The organism is Caldimonas sp. KR1-144 (assembly GCF_049446155.1).
Taxonomy (GTDB): domain Bacteria; phylum Pseudomonadota; class Gammaproteobacteria; order Burkholderiales; family Burkholderiaceae_C; genus Rivibacter.
Genome location: NZ_JBMSEE010000012.1, coordinates 49,347 through 69,015 on the forward strand (window position 1 = coordinate 49,347; position 19,669 = coordinate 69,015).

Annotated in this window: 24 protein-coding genes; 4 read left to right on the top strand and 20 right to left on the bottom strand. The window is 68.2% G+C overall.

The window, feature by feature from the left end; genetic code table 11:
• Window positions 1-12: 12 nt before the first annotated feature.
• Genes ACO2TI_RS22300 through ACO2TI_RS22315 form a run of 4 tightly spaced genes read left to right on the top strand, consistent with a single transcriptional unit; the run spans window position 13 to window position 2,472 of the window.
• Entirely contained in the window at window positions 13-303 is a 291-nt protein-coding gene (locus ACO2TI_RS22300; RefSeq protein WP_423287603.1) for a DUF2282 domain-containing protein, read from the top strand.
• A 26-nt stretch (window positions 304-329) separates the two neighbouring features.
• A complete protein-coding gene (locus ACO2TI_RS22305; RefSeq protein WP_423287605.1) occupies window positions 330-1,217 on the top strand; it encodes a DUF692 domain-containing protein in 888 nt (295 codons plus the stop codon).
• A complete protein-coding gene (locus ACO2TI_RS22310) occupies window positions 1,214-2,005 on the top strand; it encodes a putative DNA-binding domain-containing protein (RefSeq protein ID WP_423287607.1) in 792 nt (263 codons plus the stop codon). The genes ACO2TI_RS22305 and ACO2TI_RS22310 overlap by 4 nt, the downstream gene beginning before the upstream one ends.
• Window positions 2,002-2,472, top strand: a complete 471-nt coding sequence (locus ACO2TI_RS22315) for a DoxX family protein (RefSeq protein ID WP_423287609.1) — start codon at window positions 2,002-2,004, stop codon at window positions 2,470-2,472. The genes ACO2TI_RS22310 and ACO2TI_RS22315 overlap by 4 nt, the downstream gene beginning before the upstream one ends.
• A gap of 84 nt (window positions 2,473-2,556) precedes the next feature.
• On the opposite strand, the gene ACO2TI_RS22320 is transcribed toward ACO2TI_RS22315, so the two are convergent.
• The 20 genes from ACO2TI_RS22320 to glyA form a co-directional block, all read right to left on the bottom strand.
• Window positions 2,557-3,411: a TonB C-terminal domain-containing protein gene (locus ACO2TI_RS22320; protein WP_423287611.1), complete on the bottom strand. Its 855-nt coding sequence runs from the start codon at window positions 3,409-3,411 to the stop codon at window positions 2,557-2,559.
• Window positions 3,412-3,415: 4 nt separating this feature from the next.
• Window positions 3,416-3,847, bottom strand: a complete 432-nt coding sequence (gene tolR, locus ACO2TI_RS22325; RefSeq protein ID WP_423287613.1) for a protein TolR — start codon at window positions 3,845-3,847, stop codon at window positions 3,416-3,418.
• 16 nt (window positions 3,848-3,863) lie between these two features.
• The gene (gene tolQ / locus ACO2TI_RS22330; RefSeq protein ID WP_423287615.1) at window positions 3,864-4,553 is read right to left on the bottom strand and encodes a protein TolQ; all 690 of its coding nucleotides are present in this window, start codon (window positions 4,551-4,553) and stop codon (window positions 3,864-3,866) included.
• Window positions 4,554-4,577: 24 nt separating this feature from the next.
• Entirely contained in the window at window positions 4,578-5,012 is a 435-nt protein-coding gene (gene ybgC, locus ACO2TI_RS22335; protein ID WP_423287617.1) for a tol-pal system-associated acyl-CoA thioesterase, read from the bottom strand.
• Between the two features lie 97 nt (window positions 5,013-5,109).
• Window positions 5,110-5,616, bottom strand: coding sequence for a TssQ family T6SS-associated lipoprotein (locus ACO2TI_RS22340; RefSeq protein WP_423287619.1), 507 nt, complete (start codon window positions 5,614-5,616; stop codon window positions 5,110-5,112).
• The gene (locus ACO2TI_RS22345; RefSeq protein WP_423287621.1) at window positions 5,616-7,160 is read right to left on the bottom strand and encodes a serine/threonine-protein kinase; all 1,545 of its coding nucleotides are present in this window, start codon (window positions 7,158-7,160) and stop codon (window positions 5,616-5,618) included. Before ACO2TI_RS22345 ends, ACO2TI_RS22340 begins: the two co-directional genes overlap by 1 nt.
• 104 nt (window positions 7,161-7,264) lie before the next feature.
• Window positions 7,265-8,461, bottom strand: coding sequence for a pyridoxal phosphate-dependent aminotransferase (locus tag ACO2TI_RS22350; protein ID WP_423287623.1), 1,197 nt, complete (start codon window positions 8,459-8,461; stop codon window positions 7,265-7,267).
• Window positions 8,458-8,946, bottom strand: coding sequence for a transcription antitermination factor NusB (gene nusB, locus ACO2TI_RS22355; protein WP_423287625.1), 489 nt, complete (start codon window positions 8,944-8,946; stop codon window positions 8,458-8,460). Before nusB ends, ACO2TI_RS22350 begins: the two co-directional genes overlap by 4 nt.
• Complete coding sequence (ribH, locus tag ACO2TI_RS22360; protein WP_423287627.1) at window positions 8,943-9,410, bottom strand: 6,7-dimethyl-8-ribityllumazine synthase; 468 nt, start codon at window positions 9,408-9,410, stop codon at window positions 8,943-8,945. Before ribH ends, nusB begins: the two co-directional genes overlap by 4 nt.
• Before the next feature lie 28 nt (window positions 9,411-9,438).
• Window positions 9,439-10,527 carry a bifunctional 3,4-dihydroxy-2-butanone-4-phosphate synthase/GTP cyclohydrolase II gene (ribBA, locus tag ACO2TI_RS22365; protein WP_423287629.1) on the bottom strand — a complete coding sequence of 363 codons (1,089 nt, stop codon included), beginning with the start codon at window positions 10,525-10,527 and terminating at the stop codon, window positions 9,439-9,441.
• Window positions 10,528-10,567: 40 nt separating this feature from the next.
• A complete protein-coding gene (locus ACO2TI_RS22370) occupies window positions 10,568-11,200 on the bottom strand; it encodes a riboflavin synthase (protein ID WP_423287631.1) in 633 nt (210 codons plus the stop codon).
• A gap of 38 nt (window positions 11,201-11,238) precedes the next feature.
• A complete protein-coding gene (ribD, locus tag ACO2TI_RS22375; RefSeq protein ID WP_423287633.1) occupies window positions 11,239-12,351 on the bottom strand; it encodes a bifunctional diaminohydroxyphosphoribosylaminopyrimidine deaminase/5-amino-6-(5-phosphoribosylamino)uracil reductase RibD in 1,113 nt (370 codons plus the stop codon).
• Between the two features lie 8 nt (window positions 12,352-12,359).
• A complete protein-coding gene (locus ACO2TI_RS22380) occupies window positions 12,360-13,787 on the bottom strand; it encodes a type IV pilus modification PilV family protein (protein WP_423287635.1) in 1,428 nt (475 codons plus the stop codon).
• Window positions 13,788-13,822: 35 nt separating this feature from the next.
• On the bottom strand, window positions 13,823-15,220 hold the full coding sequence (locus ACO2TI_RS22385) for a pilus assembly PilX family protein (RefSeq protein WP_423287637.1): 1,398 nt from the start codon (window positions 15,218-15,220) through the stop codon (window positions 13,823-13,825).
• Complete coding sequence (locus ACO2TI_RS22390) at window positions 15,217-15,945, bottom strand: PilW family protein (protein ID WP_423287639.1); 729 nt, start codon at window positions 15,943-15,945, stop codon at window positions 15,217-15,219. The genes ACO2TI_RS22385 and ACO2TI_RS22390 overlap by 4 nt, the downstream gene beginning before the upstream one ends.
• A complete protein-coding gene (locus ACO2TI_RS22395) occupies window positions 15,933-16,508 on the bottom strand; it encodes a GspH/FimT family pseudopilin (RefSeq protein WP_423287641.1) in 576 nt (191 codons plus the stop codon). The genes ACO2TI_RS22390 and ACO2TI_RS22395 overlap by 13 nt, the downstream gene beginning before the upstream one ends.
• Window positions 16,505-16,969, bottom strand: coding sequence for a type IV pilin protein (locus ACO2TI_RS22400; RefSeq protein WP_423287643.1), 465 nt, complete (start codon window positions 16,967-16,969; stop codon window positions 16,505-16,507). Before ACO2TI_RS22400 ends, ACO2TI_RS22395 begins: the two co-directional genes overlap by 4 nt.
• 103 nt (window positions 16,970-17,072) lie before the next feature.
• Window positions 17,073-17,636 (bottom strand): GspH/FimT family pseudopilin, encoded by a 564-nt coding sequence (locus ACO2TI_RS22405; protein ID WP_423287645.1) that lies wholly within the window; start codon window positions 17,634-17,636, stop codon window positions 17,073-17,075.
• 105 nt (window positions 17,637-17,741) lie between these two features.
• Window positions 17,742-18,185, bottom strand: coding sequence for a transcriptional regulator NrdR (gene nrdR, locus ACO2TI_RS22410; RefSeq protein ID WP_423287647.1), 444 nt, complete (start codon window positions 18,183-18,185; stop codon window positions 17,742-17,744).
• Between the two features lie 41 nt (window positions 18,186-18,226).
• Complete coding sequence (glyA, locus tag ACO2TI_RS22415; protein WP_423287649.1) at window positions 18,227-19,474, bottom strand: serine hydroxymethyltransferase; 1,248 nt, start codon at window positions 19,472-19,474, stop codon at window positions 18,227-18,229.
• Window positions 19,475-19,669 lie beyond the last annotated feature (195 nt).

Here is a 19,669-nt window from a genome sequence, read left to right on the forward strand (position 1 = left end):
CAGGAGCCAGACATGTCCCACCGTCCCCTCATCACCGCCTCCGCTCTCGCCGCCGTGCTGTCGCTCGGCGTGGTGACGCAGGCGCATGCCCAAGACAGCGGCAAAGAGAAGTGCTACGGCATCGCCAAGGCCGGCCAGAACGACTGCGCGAGCTACAGCGGCACGCACTCGTGCGCCGGCCAGACCAAGGACGACATGTCGCCGGCTGACTGGAAGTACGTCGCCAAGGGCAGCTGCAAGACCATGGGCGGCCTGTCGGCCGACGAGGCCAAGAAGAAGGTCGAGGCGATGGGCAAGAAGTGAGGCCGGCGGTGCAGGCCCGTCACGCCATGAACGCCTTGCGCGAACACCTGGGCATCGGCCTGCGCCAGCCCCATTACCGCGAGATCGCCGAAGCGCCGCCGGCGCTCGGCTTTCTCGAGGTGCACAGCGAGAACTTCTTCGCCGACGGCGGCGCGGCGCTCGCCGTGCTGCAGGGCATGCGCGAGCGCCACGCGATCAGCCTGCACGGCGTGGGTCTCGCGCTGTGCTCGGCGGCGGGGATCGACGAGTGGCATCTCGAGCGCCTGGCGCGGCTGGCCGATCGCATCGAGCCGGTGCGCATCTCGGACCACGCCGCGTTTGCGCGCGCGCCGCTGGCCGGCGCCGGCCTGGTGCATGCGGCCGACCTGCTGCCGGTTGCCTTCACGGACGAGTCGCTGGAGATCTTCTGTGCCAACCTGCAGCGCGTGCAGGAGCGGCTGCGCCGGCCCATCCTGGTCGAGAACCTCTCGGCCTATCTGTCCTTCGACGACGACGCCTGGCCCGAGGCGGCGTTCTTTGCCGAGCTGGCGCGGCGCACCGGCTGCGGCGTGCTGCTCGACGTCAACAACCTCGTCGTGAACGCGATCAATGCGCAGCGCGACGGCTGCGATGCGCGCGAGCCCATCGCAGCCGCGTGCGCGTGGATCGACGCGCTGCCCGCGCACTGCGTCGGCGAGGTCCATCTCGCCGGCTACCACGACACCGGCACGCTGGTGATCGACGACCACGGCAGCCGCGTGCACGCGCCGGTGTGGCAGGTGTACCGCCATGCGCTGGCGCACTGCGGCCCGACCGTGCCGACGCTCGTCGAGTGGGACACCGACGTGCCGCCGCTGGCGGTGCTGCTCGACGAAGCCGAGCGGGCGCATGCGTTGCGCTGCGAGGCGGCGAGCGCGATGGAGATCGCAGCATGATGGAAGCGCTGCGCCAGCAGGCCTTGATCGCCGAGCTGTTCGGTGCACCGCCGGATGAGGTGCTGGGCTGCGCGCAGCAAGGCGAACGCCGCCGCCGCGGCCTGGCGGCCTACCGCGCGAATGCGGCGGCCCTCGCCGAGCGTGCGATCGCCGCGCGCCATCCCTGCCTCGCAGCGCTCGTCGGCGACGAGACGCTGGCCGCGCTGGCGAAGTCGCTCTGGCGTGCCGAGCCGCCGGTGCGCGGCGACCTGGCCTGCTGGGGCGACGGCCTGGCCGCGTTCATCGACGCGCAGCCGAACCTGGCCGAGTGGCCCTACCTCGGCGACGTGGCGCGGCTCGAAGCCGCGATCTCGCAGGCCGAGGCCGCGGCCGACGTCGAGACGCAGCCCGCCACGCTCGCGCTACTGGCCGAGCACGCGCCCGATCGCCTGCGGCTGCGGTTGCAGCCGCATGTCCACGTCCTGGCCTCGCGCTGGCCGATCGCGCGCATCCATGCCGCGCATGCGGTCCATGCCGATGGTGCGGCCTTCGAGGCCGCGCGCGTGGCGCTCGCGCTGGGCGAGTCGGATGCGGTGGTCGTCGCACGCCGCGGCTGGCGCGCGGTGGTCGAACGCATCGACGCGCCGAACTGGGCCTGGATGGACGCCTTGCAGCAAGGCGACTCGCTCGACGAGGCGCAAGCCGCCGCGGGCGCCAATTTCGACCTGGCCGCCTGGCTCGCACGCGCCCTCGGCGCGGGCTGGCTCTGGCAAGCCGAAACCCTGAGCTCACGACGGAGCACGACATGAACACGACGACTCAACCGATGGCCGCCATGCTCGACTGGGGCACGCGCCTGCGCGGCTGGCTCGAGGCCTTGCAGCCGCCGGCCCAGCTTGCCGCGCGGCTCTACGTCGCACAGGCCTTCTTCGCGTCGGGCCTGACCAAGCTGCGCGACTGGGACATCACGATTGCACTGTTCCAGGACGAGTACCACGTGCCGCTGCTGCCGCCCGAAGTAGCGGCGCTGATGGGCACCGGCGGCGAGCTCGTGTTGCCGGTGCTGCTGGTGCTCGGCCTCTTCGGCCGCTTCGCCGCGTTCGGGCTGTCGATCGTCAACGTCGTCGCCGTGCTGAGCCTGGCGGAGATCGCGCCGGCGGCGCTGCAGCAGCACGTGTTCTGGGGCAGCCTGCTCGCGGCGCTGGTGCTGTGGGGGCCGGGGCGCTGGTCGGCCGATGCGTGGTGGTGGCCCCGCGCCATGCACGGCCGGGCTTAGACGGCGCACTCCGGTCAGCGCAGGGCCGCTCCCAAGCGGACCGGGGCCCCCTCGGGGGGCAGCGAACGCAGTGAGCGTGGGGGCTCAGAAGTCCCTGGGGCGGAAGTCCAGCACCATCGGCGAGGGCACGCGGCCGTCGACATCGCGCGGCAGCACCTCGGTCTTGTCGATCGCACGCAGCACCGCGTCGTCCCAGGCCGGCACGCCGCTCGACCTGACCAGGCGCCGGCCGACGATCGTGCCGTCGGGCGCGCAGCGCACCTCGACGCTGGCCAGCGGATTGCCCGCCACTTCGTCCGTGAAGGTGACGTTGGGCTTCACGCGCGCCTTGATGCGGCCCGCATAGCTGGCCGACGGACCCGAGCTCTGCATCGCCGTGCCGGTGCTGTTCTCGGCACCGGTCGCGCCGGCTTGGCCCATCACGCGCGCGAGCTGGTCCTGGCGCGCCTTGGCGGCCAGCGCCTCCTGCTTCTTGCGCTGCTCGGCTTCTTCCTTCTTCTTGCGCTCGGCCTCGTCGCGCTTTTGCTGCTCCTCGGTCTTCTTCTGCGCCTCGAGCTTCTTCTGTTTCTCGTCGGCCTCGCGCTGCTCGCGCTCCTTCTGCTCGCGCTTTTGCTTCTCGCGCGCGATGTCGGCCTCGGCGCGCTCGGGCGCCGGCGGTGGCTTGACCACCGGCGGCTCGGGCACGGGCTTGACGGGCTCCGGCTTGGGCGGTTCCGGCGGCGGCGTGGCCGGCGCCGCGGCGATCTGCGGCACCGCCGACCACAGCTCGGCCTCGACGCCCTCGGGCTCGCTGCTGCGCCAGCTCACGCCCAGCGCCAGCGCGACGATCAGGCCGGCGTGCGCGACGATTGCGAAGATGCCACCTTTCGACAGCGCATCGGCCTTGCGCGGACGCAGCTGGTCGGCGTCCCGGTCCACGCGGAGTTGGTCGAGCTTCATGACCTCAGTTCGCACTGCCTGCCTTGACCGACAGGCCCACGCGCTGCACGCCCGCCTTTTGCAGCGTGTCCATCACCTGAACGATGCTCTCGTACTTGACCGCCTTGTCGCCGGCGATCACGACCGGCGTGTTGGCGCTGTTGCCCTGCACGGCCTTCACGCGCGCGGCCACCTCCTTCAGCGGCACGCGTTGCGCGTCGCTGCCGTCGACCCGCAGCTTGAGCTGGCCGTCGGCGGCAACCTGGATCTCGATCACGTGATCGGGCTGGCGCCTGGCGGCGCCGACGCTGGGCAGGTCGACCACGCCGGTGGTGATCAGCGGCGCGCTGACCATGAAGATGATGAGCAGCACCAGCATCACGTCGATGAACGGGACCATGTTGATCTCGTTCATCGAGCGGCGGCGCGTGCCGTGGCGGGCGGTCAGGGCGGCCATGGGAGCTCCTTCGCGCTCAGTGCCCCGCCGGCTGTCCGGCGTTGCGCTGCAGAATGTTGCTGAACTCCTCGATGAAGGTTTCGAGCTGGATCGCGATGCGGTCGATGTCGCGCGCGAAGCGGTTGTAGGCCAGCACCGCCGGGATGGCCGCGAACAGGCCGATCGCGGTGGCCACCAGGGCCTCGGCGATGCCCGGCGCCACCGTCGCCAGCGTCACCTGCTGCAGGTTCGCCAGGCCGGTGAAGGCGTGCATGATCCCCCAGATCGTGCCGAACAGGCCGATGTAGGGCGACACCGAGCCGACCGAGCCCAGGAACGAAAGCTTGGACTCGACGACGTCGAGCTCGCGCTGGAAGCTCGCGCGCATCGCGCGGCGCGCGCCGTCGAGCAAGGCGGCGCCGTCGGTGACGCGGCGCTCGCGCAGCTTGAAGAACTCGCGCATGCCCGAGGCGAAGATGCGGCTCATCGGCCCGTCGCGGTCGGCGCGCTTGACGGCGTCGTCGTACAGCGCCTGCAGGGTCTGGCCGGACCAGAACTCGCGCTCGAAGCCGTCGTTGAGCGCGCGCACGCGCTTGAGGCCGAACAGCTTGCCGAAGATCACCGTCCAGCTCGCCAGCGACATCACCAGCAGGATCGCGATGACGATCTGCACCACGAAGCTCGCGTGCAGGATGAGGTTGATGATCGAGAGGTCCTGGGTGTTCATGTCGCGAGTCAGGTGGGATTCGGATCAGGCGCCGAGGCGCTCGAGGATGCCGGCCGGGATGCGGCGCGGCTTGAAGGTCTGCACGTCGACGCAGCCGATGCGGATCGTGCCCTCGGCCAGCAGCTGGGGCGCCGTGCCGGGGCCGGCGCGCCAGGCCTGCTGCGCGACCGCCAGGCTGGCGCGGCCCTGCTCGACCAGGCGCACGGTGATCTCGAGCCAGTCGTCCAGGCGCGCCGGCTGCAGGTAACGCACCGCGGTCTCGCTGACGACGAACATCGCACGTTCGACGCTGCGCATCGGCTCCTGCGAGAAACCGAGCGCGCGCAGCCACTCGGTGCGCGCGCGCTCGAAGAACTTGAGGTAGTTGGCGTAGAACACGACGCCCCCGGCGTCGGTGTCCTCCCAGTAGACGCGCAGCGCGAAGCGAAAGTTCTCTGACGACGAGTTGGAAACGGTCACGGTGAGGTTCGAAGGGGCCCATCGGCGCATCGCGCGCCGGCAGCGGGCGAAAGCATAAGGCCTGCCACGGACGCCGCCGCGGCAGGCCCGCGTGGGGTCAAGGCCCGGCGACGACCTTCTTGTAGACCGGTCCCCAGAGCGGGTGACCGGCCTCGGCCTTGTTGAGCGCGAACTGCGGATCGGCCTCGCGCGCGGCACGGAAGGCCGCCTCGCATTGCTTGAGGCGACGGCTCGTGCAGTAGACGAAGGCCAGGGTCTTGTGGGCCGCGGCGCGGTCGGCGGGCGCGGCGAGGCCGAGCTTGAGTGCCTCGGCCAATCGCTGCTCGGCGACGCGGTACTGGGCGTCGTCGTAGGCGCGCAGGCCGCCGATCAGTGCCCGCTCGGCCGGCCGCGACGAGAGTTCGACGACGCTCACCGGCTCGGGGGTCGGACAAGCCGGCGTGGCCGCTTGCGGCGCGGGGCAGGCCAGCGGCGCTGGCGCAGGCGCCGCGGCGGCCGGCGCGGCGCCCTGGGGCGGCATCGGCGCGCAGGCGCTCACGAGCGCCAGCAGGGCAACGGACAGGGCGAGCCGGCCAAGCGGCGAGGGCAGGGTGATGATGGGCATCATGAACCGAAGCGGTGCTTCACGAGCACGGGTTCGTCGCCGCCGACTTCGACGACGACGCGATGAGGGGCGAAGCCGCTGTTGCGCAGCATGATCTCGTAGCGACCGGCGGGCAGCTCCAGCCGCGTGAGCGGCGGCGCGATGCCATGCGGCTTGCCGTTGACCACCACCTCGGCCCAGGGCGCGACGGCGATCTGCACGACGCCGCGCTCGGCCGCGGCCGGCGGCGCCGCGACCGCGGCGGCCACCGCTGGAGCCGCCGGTTCCGGGGCGGCCTGCGGCGCCGTCCCAGGCGGCGGCTCAGGCGTTGGCACTGGCGCGGCAACGGCCGGGGCGGCAGGTGTGCGCGCTACCGCCGCGGCGCTTGCCTGGGGCGCGAACGCCTCGTCGTGCGGCGACAGCATCTGCCACGCGCCGACCGCCGCGATCAGCAGGCCCAGACTCGCCACGCCCGCCAGCACCACGCGCTGCAGGCGGCGCGGCGCCGGATCATCGTCGCCGACGGCCAGCGACTCGGGGTGCTCGCGCAGCCATTCGCGCAGCTCGCGCGCCAGCGCGCGGGCCGAAGCATGCCGGGACGCCGGGTCGCGCGCGAGCGCCTGGTTGGCGATGGCCGCCAGCGCCGAGGGCACGGACGAGACCACCTCGTGGGCCGGGCGCGGCGGCGTGGCCAGCACGGCCTGGCCGATCTCCTCGAGCGACTTGCCGGGAAAGGCCTTGCGGCCGGTCAAGAGCTCCCACAGCACGGCGCCGAGCGCGAACACGTCGGTGCGCGCGTCGGTCTCGGCGCCTTCGATCTGCTCGGGCGCCATGTAGTGCGGCGAGCCGGCCTGGCTGTCTTGCTGCTGGCGTGCGCCGTCGCGGCGCGCGCGCACGATGCGGGCAATGCCGAAGTCGAGCACCTTGGGCGTCGTGCGCCCGACCATGAAGATGTTGGCTGGCTTGATGTCGCGGTGGATCACGCGCTTGCTGTGCGCATAGGCCAGCGCATCGGCGACGCGGCGCACGATCAGCGCCGCTTCGCCCGGCGTGGGCCGCCAGCCTTCGGCGAGGCGCTGGCGCAGGTCCTTGCCGTGCAGCAGCTCCATCGCGATGTAGGCGCCTTCGGGCCGGATGCCGGCGTCGAAGACGGTCACGATGTTCGGGTGCGACAGCCGCGCCGCGGCGCGCGCCTCGTTGAGGAACAGCTGGTGCAGCGCGTCGCGCGAGGTCATCGACGACGGCGCCTCGCCGGCCGACGGGTCGCGCAGGTTCAGCGTCTTGATCGCGACGCGGCGCGACAGCAGCGGGTCGTCGGCCGCATACACGCTGCCAATGCCGCCTTCGCCGATGCGCCCGCGCAGCGTGTAGCGGCCCAGGCGCTCGGCGCCCGGCGCGTCGTCGAGCGCGACCGTGTCGCTGACGGTGCTGGCGGCCTGCGTGAGGCCTATCGTGCTGAGCGCGCTGTCGCTCGGGCCGCGGCGGCGCAGCAGGCGGTTGCGCAGCGCGCTTCGCAAGCGCGACAGCCGATGGACTGCCGACGTGCCGTTCGGCGAGCTCGTCATTTCGGACATCCCGCGAGCTTAAGGTCTGGCGGGCGCTGCCTTGCGAGTCACCCTGCTGCGATTGCAGCGGTTCGTAACCGAATACCGGGGTGATGCGCGTGCGCTCAGCGTGCGCCGAGCGCGCGTCGCATGCGCGCGACGCCGGTCTCGAGTGTCTCGAGGCTGTTGGCGAAGCTCAGGCGAAGGAAGCGGCCCGTATCGGCATGGCCGAAATCGCGGCCCGGCGTGAGCGCGACATGGGCCGAGTCCATCAGCTCGAACGCGAGTTCCCAGCTGGTCTGGCCGGGCTTGAGGTGGCGCGAGCAGTCGGCCCAGGCGTAGAACGCACCGTCGGGCATCACCGGCACCGGCAGGCCGAGCTCGGCCAGCGCCGGCACGATGGCGTCGCGCCGCGCGCGAAACGCCGCGCGGCGGCGCTCGAATTCCGCGATCGACTCGGGCTCGAAGCAGGCCAGCGCGGCATGCTGAGCCGGCGTGGAGGCGCAGATGAAGAGGTTCTGCGCGAGCTTCTCGACCGGCGCGACCAGTTCGCGCGGCAGCACCAGCCAGCCCAGGCGCCAGCCGGTCATGCAGAAATACTTGGAGAAGCTGTTGATCGAGATGACGTCGTCGCCGTGCTCGAGCGCACTGTGGCCGAAGGCCTCGTCGTAGCTCAGGCCGAGGTAGATCTCGTCGACGATCGTGACGCCGCCGCGCTGCCGCACGGCTTGTGTGATGCGGCGCATCTCGTCGCGCGCGATCGAGGTGCCGGTCGGGTTGGACGGCGAGGCGAGCAGCACGCCGCGCGTTGCGTCGCGCCAGGCGTTGGTGACCGCATCGGCCGTGGGCTGGAAGCGCTGCCCGGGCCCGCAGTCCAGCAGCACCGGCGTCGCGTCGGCCGCGGCAACGAAGTGACGGTTGCACGGATAGCTCGGGTCGGGCATCAGCACCTCGTCGCCGCGCTCGAACAGCGCCAGGCAGGCGAGCTGCAGTGCCGCCGAGGCGCCGGCGGTCACGACGATGCGTTCCGGATCGATGTCCAGGCCGAAGCGCTGCGCGTACCAGCCGGAGATGGCCTTGCGCAGCGCCGGCAGGCCGGCCGCCGGCGTGTACTGCGTGCGGCCGGCCGCGAGGCAGCGCTGCGCCGCTTCGAGCACCGCGGGCGCGGCGGTGAAGTCCGGCTCGCCGATGTTGAGGTAGATCATCGGCTCGCCGCCAAGCGCCGGATCGCAGGCCGGGCTCGCCGCGATGCGCATCGCGGCCTTGGCACACTCCATCACGTAGAACGGCTCGATGTGCTCGAGCCGCTGCGCGGTCTTCATCGGCGCGCCTGCACTTCGCTCGGGCGCAGCACCGCGGCGGCCTTGTCGAGCACGCCGTTGACGTACTTGTGGCCGTCGGTGCCGCCGAAGGACTTGGCGAGTTCGACCGCCTCGTTGATCGCGACGCGGTAGGGGATGTCGATGCAGTGCGCCAGCTCGTAGGCGCCGATCAGCAGCACGCCGTGCTCGACCGGCGACAGCTCGGTGGTCTTGCGGTCGACGTGGCGCGCGAGCACCGCGTCGAGCGCGGCGGCTTCGCGGATGCAGCCGTGCAGCAGCGCGTCGAAGTGGGCGCTGTCGGCGAGGCGGAACTCGTCTTGCTCGCGCATGTGGGCGTCGATCACGCCGGCCTCGGCGCCGCCGACCAGCCATTCGTACAGGCCTTGCAGCGCGAGTTCGCGCGAGCGTCGGCGCGCCGACTTCTGCGGTGCAGGGCGCTTGCCGGCGGGCTTCTTGGGGGCCGGGGAAGCAGGGGCGTCGGTCACGTCAGGTCTTCCAGCAGGTTCGCCATTTCGACCGCGACGCGCGCGGCGTCGCGGCCCTTGTCCTCGGCGCGGGCCCAGGCCTGGGCCTCGTTCTCGACCGTGAGGATGGCGTTGGCAATCGGGATCTCGTGGTCGAGCGATACGCGCGTCACGCCGGCGCCGCTCTCGTTGGCCACGAGCTCGAAGTGATAGGTCTCGCCGCGGATGATGCAGCCCAGGGCGACCAGCGCGTCGAACTCGTCGCGCTGCGCCATGGCCTGCAGCGCCAGCGGCACTTCGAGCGCGCCGGGCACGGTGACCAGCTCGATGTGCTTGTCCGCCACGCCCAGGCGCGCCAGCTCGGCCTTGCAAGCGGCGGCGAGCGCATCGGTCAGCTTGGCGTTGAAGCGCGCCTGCACGATGCCGATGTGCAGGCCTTCGCCGTCGAGCGAGTGGGTGGACGTGCCGGTGTCGGCGCCTTGCATCGCAGCTCCTTGGGTGAGAAAGGCCGCTTCAGGCGGCCGACACGAAGCCGGTGACCTCGAGGCCGTAGCCCGTCATGCTGGGCATGCGGCGCGGGCTGCCGAGCAGCTTCATGCGGGTGACGCCCTGATCGCGCAGGATCTGCGCGCCGACGCCGTAGGTGCGCAGGTCCATCTGGGCGGTGCGCGGCGCGCCGTGCGGCGCGGCCAGGCCGTGGAGCAGGGCGTCGCCGGCCTCGCCGCAGTTGAGCAGCACCGCGACGCCGCGCTGCGACTCGCGCAGCGCCGCGAGCGCCTTGGCCAGCGGCCACGAGTGATGGCATTCGCCGACGTCGAGCAGGTCGAGCACCGACAGCGGCTCGTGAACGCGCACGAGCACCTCGTCCGTCGCGTCCCAGCGCCCGGTGGCGAGCGCCAGGTGCACGCCGCCGGAGCGGTCGCGGTAGGCGGTGGCTTCGAAGGCGCCCTGCGGCGTGGACAGCGTGCGCTGCCCGACGCGCTCGACCAGGCTTTCGTTGCGGCTGCGGTAGCCGATGAGGTCGGCGATGGTGCCGATCTTGAGGCCGTGCGTCTCGGCGAAGGCTTCCAGGTCCGGCAGGCGGGCCATGGTGCCGTCGTCGTTCATGATCTCGCAGATCACCGCGGCCGGCGTCAGGCCGGCCATCTGGGCGAGGTCGCAGCCGGCCTCGGTATGCCCGGCGCGCATCAGCACCCCGCCGTCTTGCGCCTGCAGCGGGAAGATGTGGCCCGGCTGCACGAGGTCGGACGGCTGGGCGTCGCGGGCCACGGCGGCCTGCACGGTGCGCGCCCGGTCGGCGGCCGAGATGCCGGTGGTCACGCCGGTCGCGGCTTCGATCGAAACCGTGAAGGCAGTGCCGTGCTGGGTGCCGTTGCGCGCGGCCATCGGCGGCAGCCGCAGTCGCTCGCAGCGTTCGCGCGTGAGCGTCAGACAGATCAGGCCACGGCCATGCTTGGCCATGAAGTTGATCGCCTCGGGCGTGACGTGATCGGCGGCCAGCACGAGGTCGCCCTCGTTCTCGCGGTCCTCCTCATCGACGAGGATGACCATGCGGCCGGCGGCCAGCTCGGCGATCAGCTCGGGTACGGGTGCAATCGGCATAAGCCCGCAATTGTAGGTTGCGGGCGTGGGCCGACGGGCTTCAGGGCTTGGCCAGGGCGCCAGTGGCCAGCATGCGCTCGACGTAGCGCGCGATCAGGTCGATCTCCAGATTGACCCTGGAGCCTGCCGCCAACTGGCCGAGCGTGGTGTGCTCCAGCGTGTGGGGGATCAGGTTGATGCTGACTTCGGTGTGGTCGGGTGCGTCGGACACGCGGTTGACCGTGAGGCTCACGCCATTGATCGTGATCGAGCCCTTGTAGGCGAGAAAGCGGCCGATCTCGCGTGGCGCGGCGATGCGCAGCTCCCATGATTCGCCGACGGGTGCGAAATGGCTGACCGTGCCGATGCCGTCGACGTGCCCCGAGACGAGGTGGCCGCCGAGGCGATCGTTCGCGCGCAGGGCCTGCTCCAGATTCACGGCACCCTCGGCGTCGAGGCCGGCGGTGCGCGCCAGACTCTCGGCCGAGATGTCGACCGTGAACCAGCCGGCGGCCTGATCGAACGCTGTGACCGTCATGCAGGCGCCGTTGAGCGCGATGCTGTCGCCGAGTTGCACGCCTTCGAGCCAGCCCGGCGGGGTGGCGATGGTGAGGCGGCGGCCATGCGAGGCGCCGGTGCCGAGTGCTTCGACACGGGTGATGCGGCCGAGGCCGGTGATGATGCCGGTGAACATGGGCGCGATTGTCGCCGCCCGGCAGAAGACCTCGGCGCTCAGAAGTCGGCCCGGCCGGGCGGGCGGGCGACGATGCGCAGGTCATCGCCGACGCGTTCGACGCTCTCGTAGCGCAGCGCGAGCGCCTGGCTCAACTGCTCCAGCGGGCCGAAGCGGGCCATCTCGCGGCCGAGGCCGATCATCGTCGGCGCAAGGTAGACGAGGAACTCGTCGACCAGGCACTCGCGCATCAGCGAGCCATTGAGCTTGTGGCCGGCCTCGACGTGCAGCTCGTTAATCTCGAAGTTGGCGGCCAGGTCGTCGAGCACGGCGGCGAGATCGACCTTGCCCAGCGCGCCGGGCAGGCTGCGCACGGTGACGCCAGCATCCGACAACGCCTTGGCGCGCGCGGCGGCTTCTGCCTGCGTGAGGTCGAGTGAGCAATAGACGAGCACGCGCCCCGGCGGCTGCACGATGCGCGCGACCGGCGCAAGCTCCAGCCGCGAATCGATGACGACGCGCCAGGGCTGAACCTCGGTGTCGACCAGGCGCACGTCGAGCCTGGGGTCGTCTTCAAGCACCGTGCCGATGCCCGTGAGGATCGCCCCGGCGCGCTTGCGCCACGCATGGCCGTCGATGCGCGCGGCTTCGCCGGTGATCCACTGGCTGGTCCCGTTCTCGAGCGCCGTACGGCCGTCGAGCGAGGCCGCGATCTTCATGCGCACCCAGGGGCGCTTGCGGATCATGCGCGAGAAGAAACCGATGTTGAGCTCGCGCGAAGCGCGCCCCCATTCGCCGTCGACGACTTCAACCTCGATGCCGGCGGCACGCAGGCGCGCGATGCCTTGGCCGGCGACGAGCGGGTTCGGGTCTTCGATCGCGACGACGACTCTGGCAATGCCGGCAGCGATCAGCGCGTCACAGCAGGGTGGCGTGCGGCCGTGGTGGGAGCAGGGCTCGAGGGTGACGTAGGCGGTGGCGCCGTGGAGGTCGTGGCCGGCGGTGCGAAGGGCGACCACCTCCGCGTGCGGACCGCCTGCCGCATCGGTGCGCCCTTCACCAAGCGTTCGGCCGTCGGAACCCGTGAGCACGCAGCCGACGCGGGGATTGGGCTCGGAAACGCCGATCGATCCTTCGGCAAGCCAATGCGCCCTGGGCAACACGATGTGCAATCCAACTGCTACATCTTCAGAACCGCGGTCGTGTCCGTACTCTCGTCCTTTGCAGCGTCCCACTGGTTGGCCTGGATCGAGAACGCTCCACCGTGCTGCGCCGTTGTGCCGGAAGGAAGTTCGGTTTGGTGGCTGAAGGTGTTGTTGTTGACGTACTTGCCGGTCAGTGGCTCTGCCTCGGTGTCACTCGGGCAGGTCTGGTTGCCACGAATGACGACGTAGTTCTGGTTGTCCAGCGTGCCGGTGACGTCGCGGTAGACCAGAGGATGCTCAGCGTTAGTGATCTCGTCGTCATCGTCATAGTCACCGCTGAATCGGCATAGCCTGAACGTTCCGCTGGCCGTTCCGAGCGACCAACCGTTAGGCGTGATCAGAAACTGACCGAACCAGCGTGCAGGTTGTCCTGAAGTTACGACCACCGGCGTTATCACGCACACATAGGTCGTGAACGCGTAGTTGTGCGTCGTTGATGCGTTGTAGGCAACGATCGCGTTATCCGACGAGCGCGACATCTGCTGCTCGAAATAGCACTCACGACTTGCCCCCGTCGTCGGACTGGTGAACTCGATCGTCACACCGTTCGTCGCGGCCAACGCCTTGACGTCTTGCAGGTCGTTGTTGCTGTTGCTGACGGATAGGGTCAGGTCCCCAGACGACGGCGAGCTGCTCTTGTCGCGATAGAAGATGTAACCGCTGAGCAAATAGGCCGTCAAGGCCGTGCAGCCGCCGCTGTTCGACGAGACCGAAACGACGGATGTGCCCGTGCAGCGGTGCGTCACCTCGCCGGTGGTGTTGTCGAAGACGAAGTAGACATTGGATGCGCCGCCAGGCATGAAGCCGCTCGTGCCGTCGCCGAAGTCGGTGGCCGGATAGGGGATGTCGATGTTACGGTTCTTCGGTGTCCGGTTCGTGGTCGACCCTGCATTGGTCGTCCACAGCTTCATGTCGACCGGATCGGAGCGCGCGATAACCGAACGCAGGGTCACACTTTGGTTGTAGTCGGTGGAACTTGTAGCCGAGCGGTCGGCCCACTCCACGGTGACGGCGATCCATTTCTGCACGTCGGTGGATGCTGCCGCCGTCGTGCCGTCCGAACGGGTGACCGTCCAGGAACGTCGAAATGTGGTGTTCGTTTCGTAGGTGGTGGAGTCAGTGAACGTTTCCGGCGAAGTCGAACTGACGAGATCCTCCGTATAGTCCACCATGCCGGTAGTGGTACTGAGGGACCCAAACGAGCGCAACTCTTCCAGCTTGGCTTGAGCGAGGCGCACGGCCTCCGCCCGCTGCTTGGCGACATCCGCGCCGCGCGTCAGTGCCAGTTGAAAGCCGGCGATTGCCAGCATGCCGAACGACAGCACCAGCAGCGCGACCAGAGCCTCGACTAGCGTGAAACCGCGGCTGCCTTTGCGCATCCCCCGCTTCATCAGGCCGTTCATGTCGCCATCCTTTGCTTGAGCTGCATGCAGGGCAATCAGTTCGAAGTCGTGTAATCGCTGGCCGAGTCGCGCCATGTTCCAGGAACCCGGACCATCGTGCCGCGAGTGTCGCCTTCGCCGAACAGGTTCGGGTCGTAGATCAAGTCCAGAGTCCCCGAACCCTTGACGAAGTCACCGCGCGAAATAAAAGCCCCGAAAACCTTCGCGGTGCCGAAGCCGGTAGCGTCCCAGTTGTCGGTGGCGGTAGCCGTGGCGGCGTAGAAGAGTCCGTAGGCGGTAATGTTGGACCGCAAAGTCATTTGTCCCGAACTGGCGAAGACGATCGGGTCGCCGCCCGTAGCCGCGCCCAAGGTTCCAATTGACGGCAGGTTGGACGAGTTCCAGGTCACATCGGTATCGGCCCAGAACTGGCGGGCGCCGTTGTTGTACGCAGTGGAAACTGCCTGGCCGCAGGCAGTGTCACCACCGCAAGACGTGCAGCGCGTGTTCGTGCCGCACGAGCCGCTGGTGATCAGCCAGGTCTTCGAGTTGCGCTGGTACTCGTCCATCGTCATGCCGAAGAACGACTTGAAGAAGGCGTCGCCGTTGGTGTCGGCATTTGTCAGTGTGCTGAGCGCGGTGTCGTTTTCGAGGACGGAGGACTTCGATGGCGTACCTGGTAGGGTCGTGACGTTCGACGAAGCGGTCAGCGTTACCGCTCCGCCAGCATCGATCGTCACACCATTGCTTTTCGGGTCGAGATTGACGACGTTGATGTTGCCGGTGTTGACTGTCGTTGCGGCACCCGTCACCAGCCCAGCGCCTGGCGCATTGGCGATCGTCGGCTTCATCTTGAAGATGGCGCTCACGACGGCCGCGCCATCAGGGGTGGCCGTGGATCCGCTATTGCAGGGGGCGCCCTCGTTCGTACAACCGTAGGACGTGATCCGCACGGACCAGGGATCCGACGAGACCGTTTCAAACATGATTCGGAATCTGGGTTCCGTCGACGCTCCGAACGTCGGGTTCGCGCTGGCAGTCGTGGGGCAACTGCAGGTGACTGCTCCGGTGCTCGAGATGCTGCATCCCGGCCATAGCGTGCTGCTGGGCGTGAACTGTTCGTTGACGGTGTCGATCGGCACGTAGATGTCGGCGAACTTCTTCGTGGTATCTGGAGTAGTGCATGCCCCCGACGCGGAAATCTTGAGATCCTCGTTGAGCCGCGCGACAGCCCATTCCATGCCGGCCTCGGCCATCTCGAACGCGCGCGTCGATCGGTATTGGTTGGCCGACGATCGCTGTTCGAAGATCAGGCTTCGATTGCCGAAGAAGGCCACGAGCGTGATGCCGAACAGAATGAACAGCGAGACGACCAATGCCGTCACGCCGCGCTGAGACGATCTGCGTGCCGCTAAGTGCCCCGCGGGCAGACGCGAAATCGAGTTGCGCCTCATGGGCAGGTCCCTTCGGGCTTATCGTTGCGGATGCGAACGCGCTCGGTGATGGAGCGTTTGACAGAAGGGTCGGTCGCCGAAATGCCTTGCAGGGTGATCGTGTAATCGGAAATGACCGCTCGGGGTCGCGTCGCGTAATGGGTGCCACCACTTGCGAAGTCGGTATCGACGCAACTACCGTCGTTCAGACATGGACAGCCGTTCCAGAGATCGATGGTGCTTTCGACGGGCAAGTTGACGGTCATCTGGATCGACAGCATCTGCGGGTCGGTAACCGACTGCCAGCTTCCGCCCTGCAACGTCTGGAGCGATCCGTTGGCACCGATTTGGAATCCTCGGTTCTCCGCCGTATCCAGCGTGTCATTGTTGTCCTTGGCGTAGCCGAACGTGATGCTGCTGTAGCCATTCGCGGTACCGACGGTTATCGCACGATAACTGTTCGTATTGAACGACGATGTAGTGGAGTTCCAGATGCTGTTGCTGGCGTTCTGCCAGTAGCCGGCCCGACGCAGGTCGCGCACGATCAGGTCCGCGGCAGCGCGAAGGTCCTGATTGACGCGCGTCTCGAGAATCAGCCGGCGGTTGCTGCCGAGATAGTTGACAAAAAGGCTCAGCACGCCTCCGACGACGAACAGGCCGACTGCCAATCCGACCATCAACTCGACGACCGACAGGCCGCGTTGTCGATTGGGCTGTGAGCGACGAGTGAAGCTCAGGATGCGCATTGCGTGTATCCCGAAATGGCGGTCGATCCGATCGGATAGCAGACCGTCATGCTGCCGACCAAGGTCACGTTCGATCGCAATTGCCACGAACCGACACTGCTGGTCACCGTGATCGCGCCGCTGGCTGCGCCGGTGCTGAAGGAAGCAATTCCACGGACCGGATCGAATTCGATCCAAGACAGCGAACTGACCGGGCTGAAACTGACCCCGGCTCCTGACTGAAGCTGAACCTGCTTGACGTTCGTCGCGCCGGTGCCGAGTGTCGGGTCGGTCGTCTGCGAGCAGGCTGAGCTTGGCGAACTTCCGTCAGGCTGAGCCGTGATCACATAGCAGCCTGTGCCGAACGTGATGCGGACCTTGGCATTGCGCGCCACGGCCTCGCTGCGTGCGTACTGCAGATCAGTGGCCAACTCGGACTGAACACCTTCGACGCGCTTCTTGGCCATGAAGTCGCGGAACGACGGAGCGGCCAGCGCCAGCACGATCGCGATGATCGCCACGACGATCAACAGCTCGATCATCGTGAATCCGCGGCGAATCAATGCGCGAGGCTTGGCCATCATCGGTTCCAGCAGGTGTTGGCCGATGCGCTGCCGGTCGATGTGTACTGGGTCGACCCTCCGGAAACCGTGATGGTCAGCGACGTGCATTTGCTGTCCGACGCCTGGCTACCTGCGGCGGTGGCTGTCGCAACATAGCCAACCGAGCTGGCGCTGGAGATGGCGAGTGTGTAGTAGCCACTCGACGTCGGCGAACTGATGCCAAGGCCGCTCGGCCATGCCGTCGTGAGTGCCGTCGTGTATGACGTGTCATTCGCTCTGAATCGCTCTTGCGCCTGCTGAATCTGCGCCAAGGCCGAGATCGCCTCACTACGTCGGCTCTTGCGCACCTGATCCATGAATGACGGATAGGCCACCATCGCCAGAACGGCGACGACAGCAACCGTGATCATGAGTTCGATCAGGGTGAACCCGCGACCACGGCTGTGGGTGGATCGGCAGGACAGGAGGGCGCGTGCTGGCATGCCTGGATTGTCGGAAGCGGCAGCAACAAGGACAAGCTTCGTGCGTTCCGCTGAGTTGCTGATGCACGCCGCTTGTCCTACGCCCCGATGCCGAGCGTGACCTTTAGCACGGCTTTAGTCCAGCCACGTTCCCGCTCGGCGTGCAAGTACGAACTCGACCCATGATGTTGACGACGTGCCGAACGGTCCTGCCCTGAGAGTCCGCCAGTTCGAATCCTCCGCCAGGTGACGTGGTGCCGAATCGGGGGTCATAGACCATCGATCGTACGTTGGACCTCAGCGTGATTCTCTCGGCGGCGGGTAGTTGAACGCTCTTGGCCGCCGTGACTCCTGGGGTGCACTTGGCCGGACCCTCGCCATTGCAGGTGCAGGCGTTCGCGTCACCGTCGTGAACGATGTAACAGGCTCCGTCAGCATCGCTGAGCACTTCGATCCGCAATGAAGCATTACGTGCCAGCGCTTCAGTTCGCAGCCACTGAAGGTCCGTTGTCAGTTCGGCTGAGCGCCCCTCCAGCTTGCGCAGCGTGAGCATATCGATGAACGACGGCGTGGCGGACCCCACAAGAATGGCGATGATGGCGAGGCAGGCACATGCCTCGATCAAGGTGACGCCGCGCTGCGCGTAGGCGCGAAGACTGGATTGAGCGCCTTTTTGTTGCTTGAACATCGATGCCTCCCTGGCGTTGTCGATGCCCTGCAATCTAAGAATGTGCGACCGTTTGCACGTCCCTCCGGCAGGTGCGCCCCTTTGGGGGAGGTGAGCCGCCCCCTATCAGATCTCCTTGATCAACCGACTGAACTCATCCACCCCCTCGAAGCTTCGATACACCGAGGCAAAGCGCACATAGGCCACCTTGTCGAGCTTCTTCAGCTCGCGCATGACCATCTCGCCGATCTTGCTCGAGGCCACTTCGTTGGCCGCGCTTGCCAGCAGCTTTTCCTCGATGCGCGCGAGCGCCGCGTCCACCTGATCCATGCTCACCGGGCGCTTGCGCAGCGCCAGGGCCATCGATGCGCGGATCTTGCGGCGGTCGAACTCGCTGCGGCTGCCGTCCTTCTTCACGACCGCGGGCATGCTCAGTTCGGCGCGCTCATAAGTGGTGAAGCGCTTGTCGCACGACGGGCAACGGCGACGGCGACGGATCACGTCGCCTTCGTCGGATTCCCGGGTCTCGGCGACCTGGGTGTCGGCGTGGCCGCAGAAGGGGCAGCGCATGTCAGGGCAGGGGCCGGCTGAGGTGCCGCTGGCCCGATGCTTCAGCGGTAGACAGGGAACTCGCTCGTCAGCGCGGCCACCTTGGCGCGCACGGCGGCGATCGCGGCCTCGTCGTGCGGCTTGTCGAGCACGTCGGCCACCAGGTGCGCCGTCTGCACGGCCTGCGCTTCCTTGAAGCCGCGGGTCGTCATCGCCGGGCTGCCCAGGCGGATGCCGGAGGTGACCATCGGCTTTTGCGGGTCGTTGGGGATGCCGTTCTTGTTGCAGGTGATGTGGGCGAGGCCCAGCACTGCTTCGGCTTCCTTGCCGGTCAGGCCCTTCGGGCGCAGGTCGACCAGCATCACGTGGCTTTCGGTGCGGCCGCTGACGATGCGCAGGCCGCGCTGGGTCAGCGTTTCGGCCATCGCGGCGGCGTTCTTGACCACCTGCTGCTGGTAGGCCTTGAAGGCCGGCTGCAACGCCTCCTGGAAGGCGACCGCCTTGGCGGCGATCACGTGCATCAGCGGGCCGCCCTGGATGCCGGGGAAGATCGCGCTGTTGATCGGCTTGGCGACATGGTCCTTCATTAGGATGATGCCGCCGCGCGGGCCGCGCAGGCTCTTGTGCGTGGTGGAGGTCACCACGTCGGCATGGGGCACGGGGTTCGGGTACACGCCCCCGGCGATCAGGCCGGCATAGTGCGCCATGTCGACCATAAAGTAGGCGCCGACCGCCTTGGCCACCTTGGCAAAGCGCTCGAAGTCGATGCGCAGCGCATACGCCGAAGCCCCCGCGATGATGAGCTTGGGCTTGTGCTCGTGGGCCAGGCGCTCCATCGCGTCGTAGTCGATCTCCTCGCGCTCGTTCAGGCCGTAGCTCACGACCTTGAACCACTTGCCGCTCATGTTCAGCGGCATGCCGTGCGTGAGGTGGCCGCCTTCGGCCAGGCTCATGCCCATGATCGTGTCGCCGGGCTGCAGGAGGCCGAAGAACACGGCCTGGTTGGCCTGCGAGCCGGAGTTGGCCTGCACGTTGGCGTGCTCGGCGCCGAACAGGGCCTTGAGGCGGTCGATGGCGAGCTGCTCGACCACGTCGACATGCTCGCAGCCGCCGTAGTAGCGCTTGCCGGGGTAGCCTTCGGCGTACTTGTTGGTGAGCTGCGAGCCTTGCGCGGCCATCACGGCCGGCGACGCGTAGTTCTCCGACGCGATCAGCTCGATGTGCTCTTCCTGGCGACGGTTCTCGGCCTGGATGGCGGCCCAGATCTCGGGGTCGACGTTGGCGACCGTGGAGGTGGTGCGATCAAACATGGTGGGGTGGCAGTCCGCTTCGATGTGAAGACCCGCGGATCCAGCGACGAGGCTGGGTCAAAGGGCTGCCCAGGCGAACGGCTGGAAGCGCGATCGCGGCTCACCAGGCGGTGGCGCGACCCGGCAGCGCTCCCCCGTGGGTCTCCACGTCGGGCCGGTCTCGGAGAGCCGGCCGTATCGCCAGTCGCGCTGCGG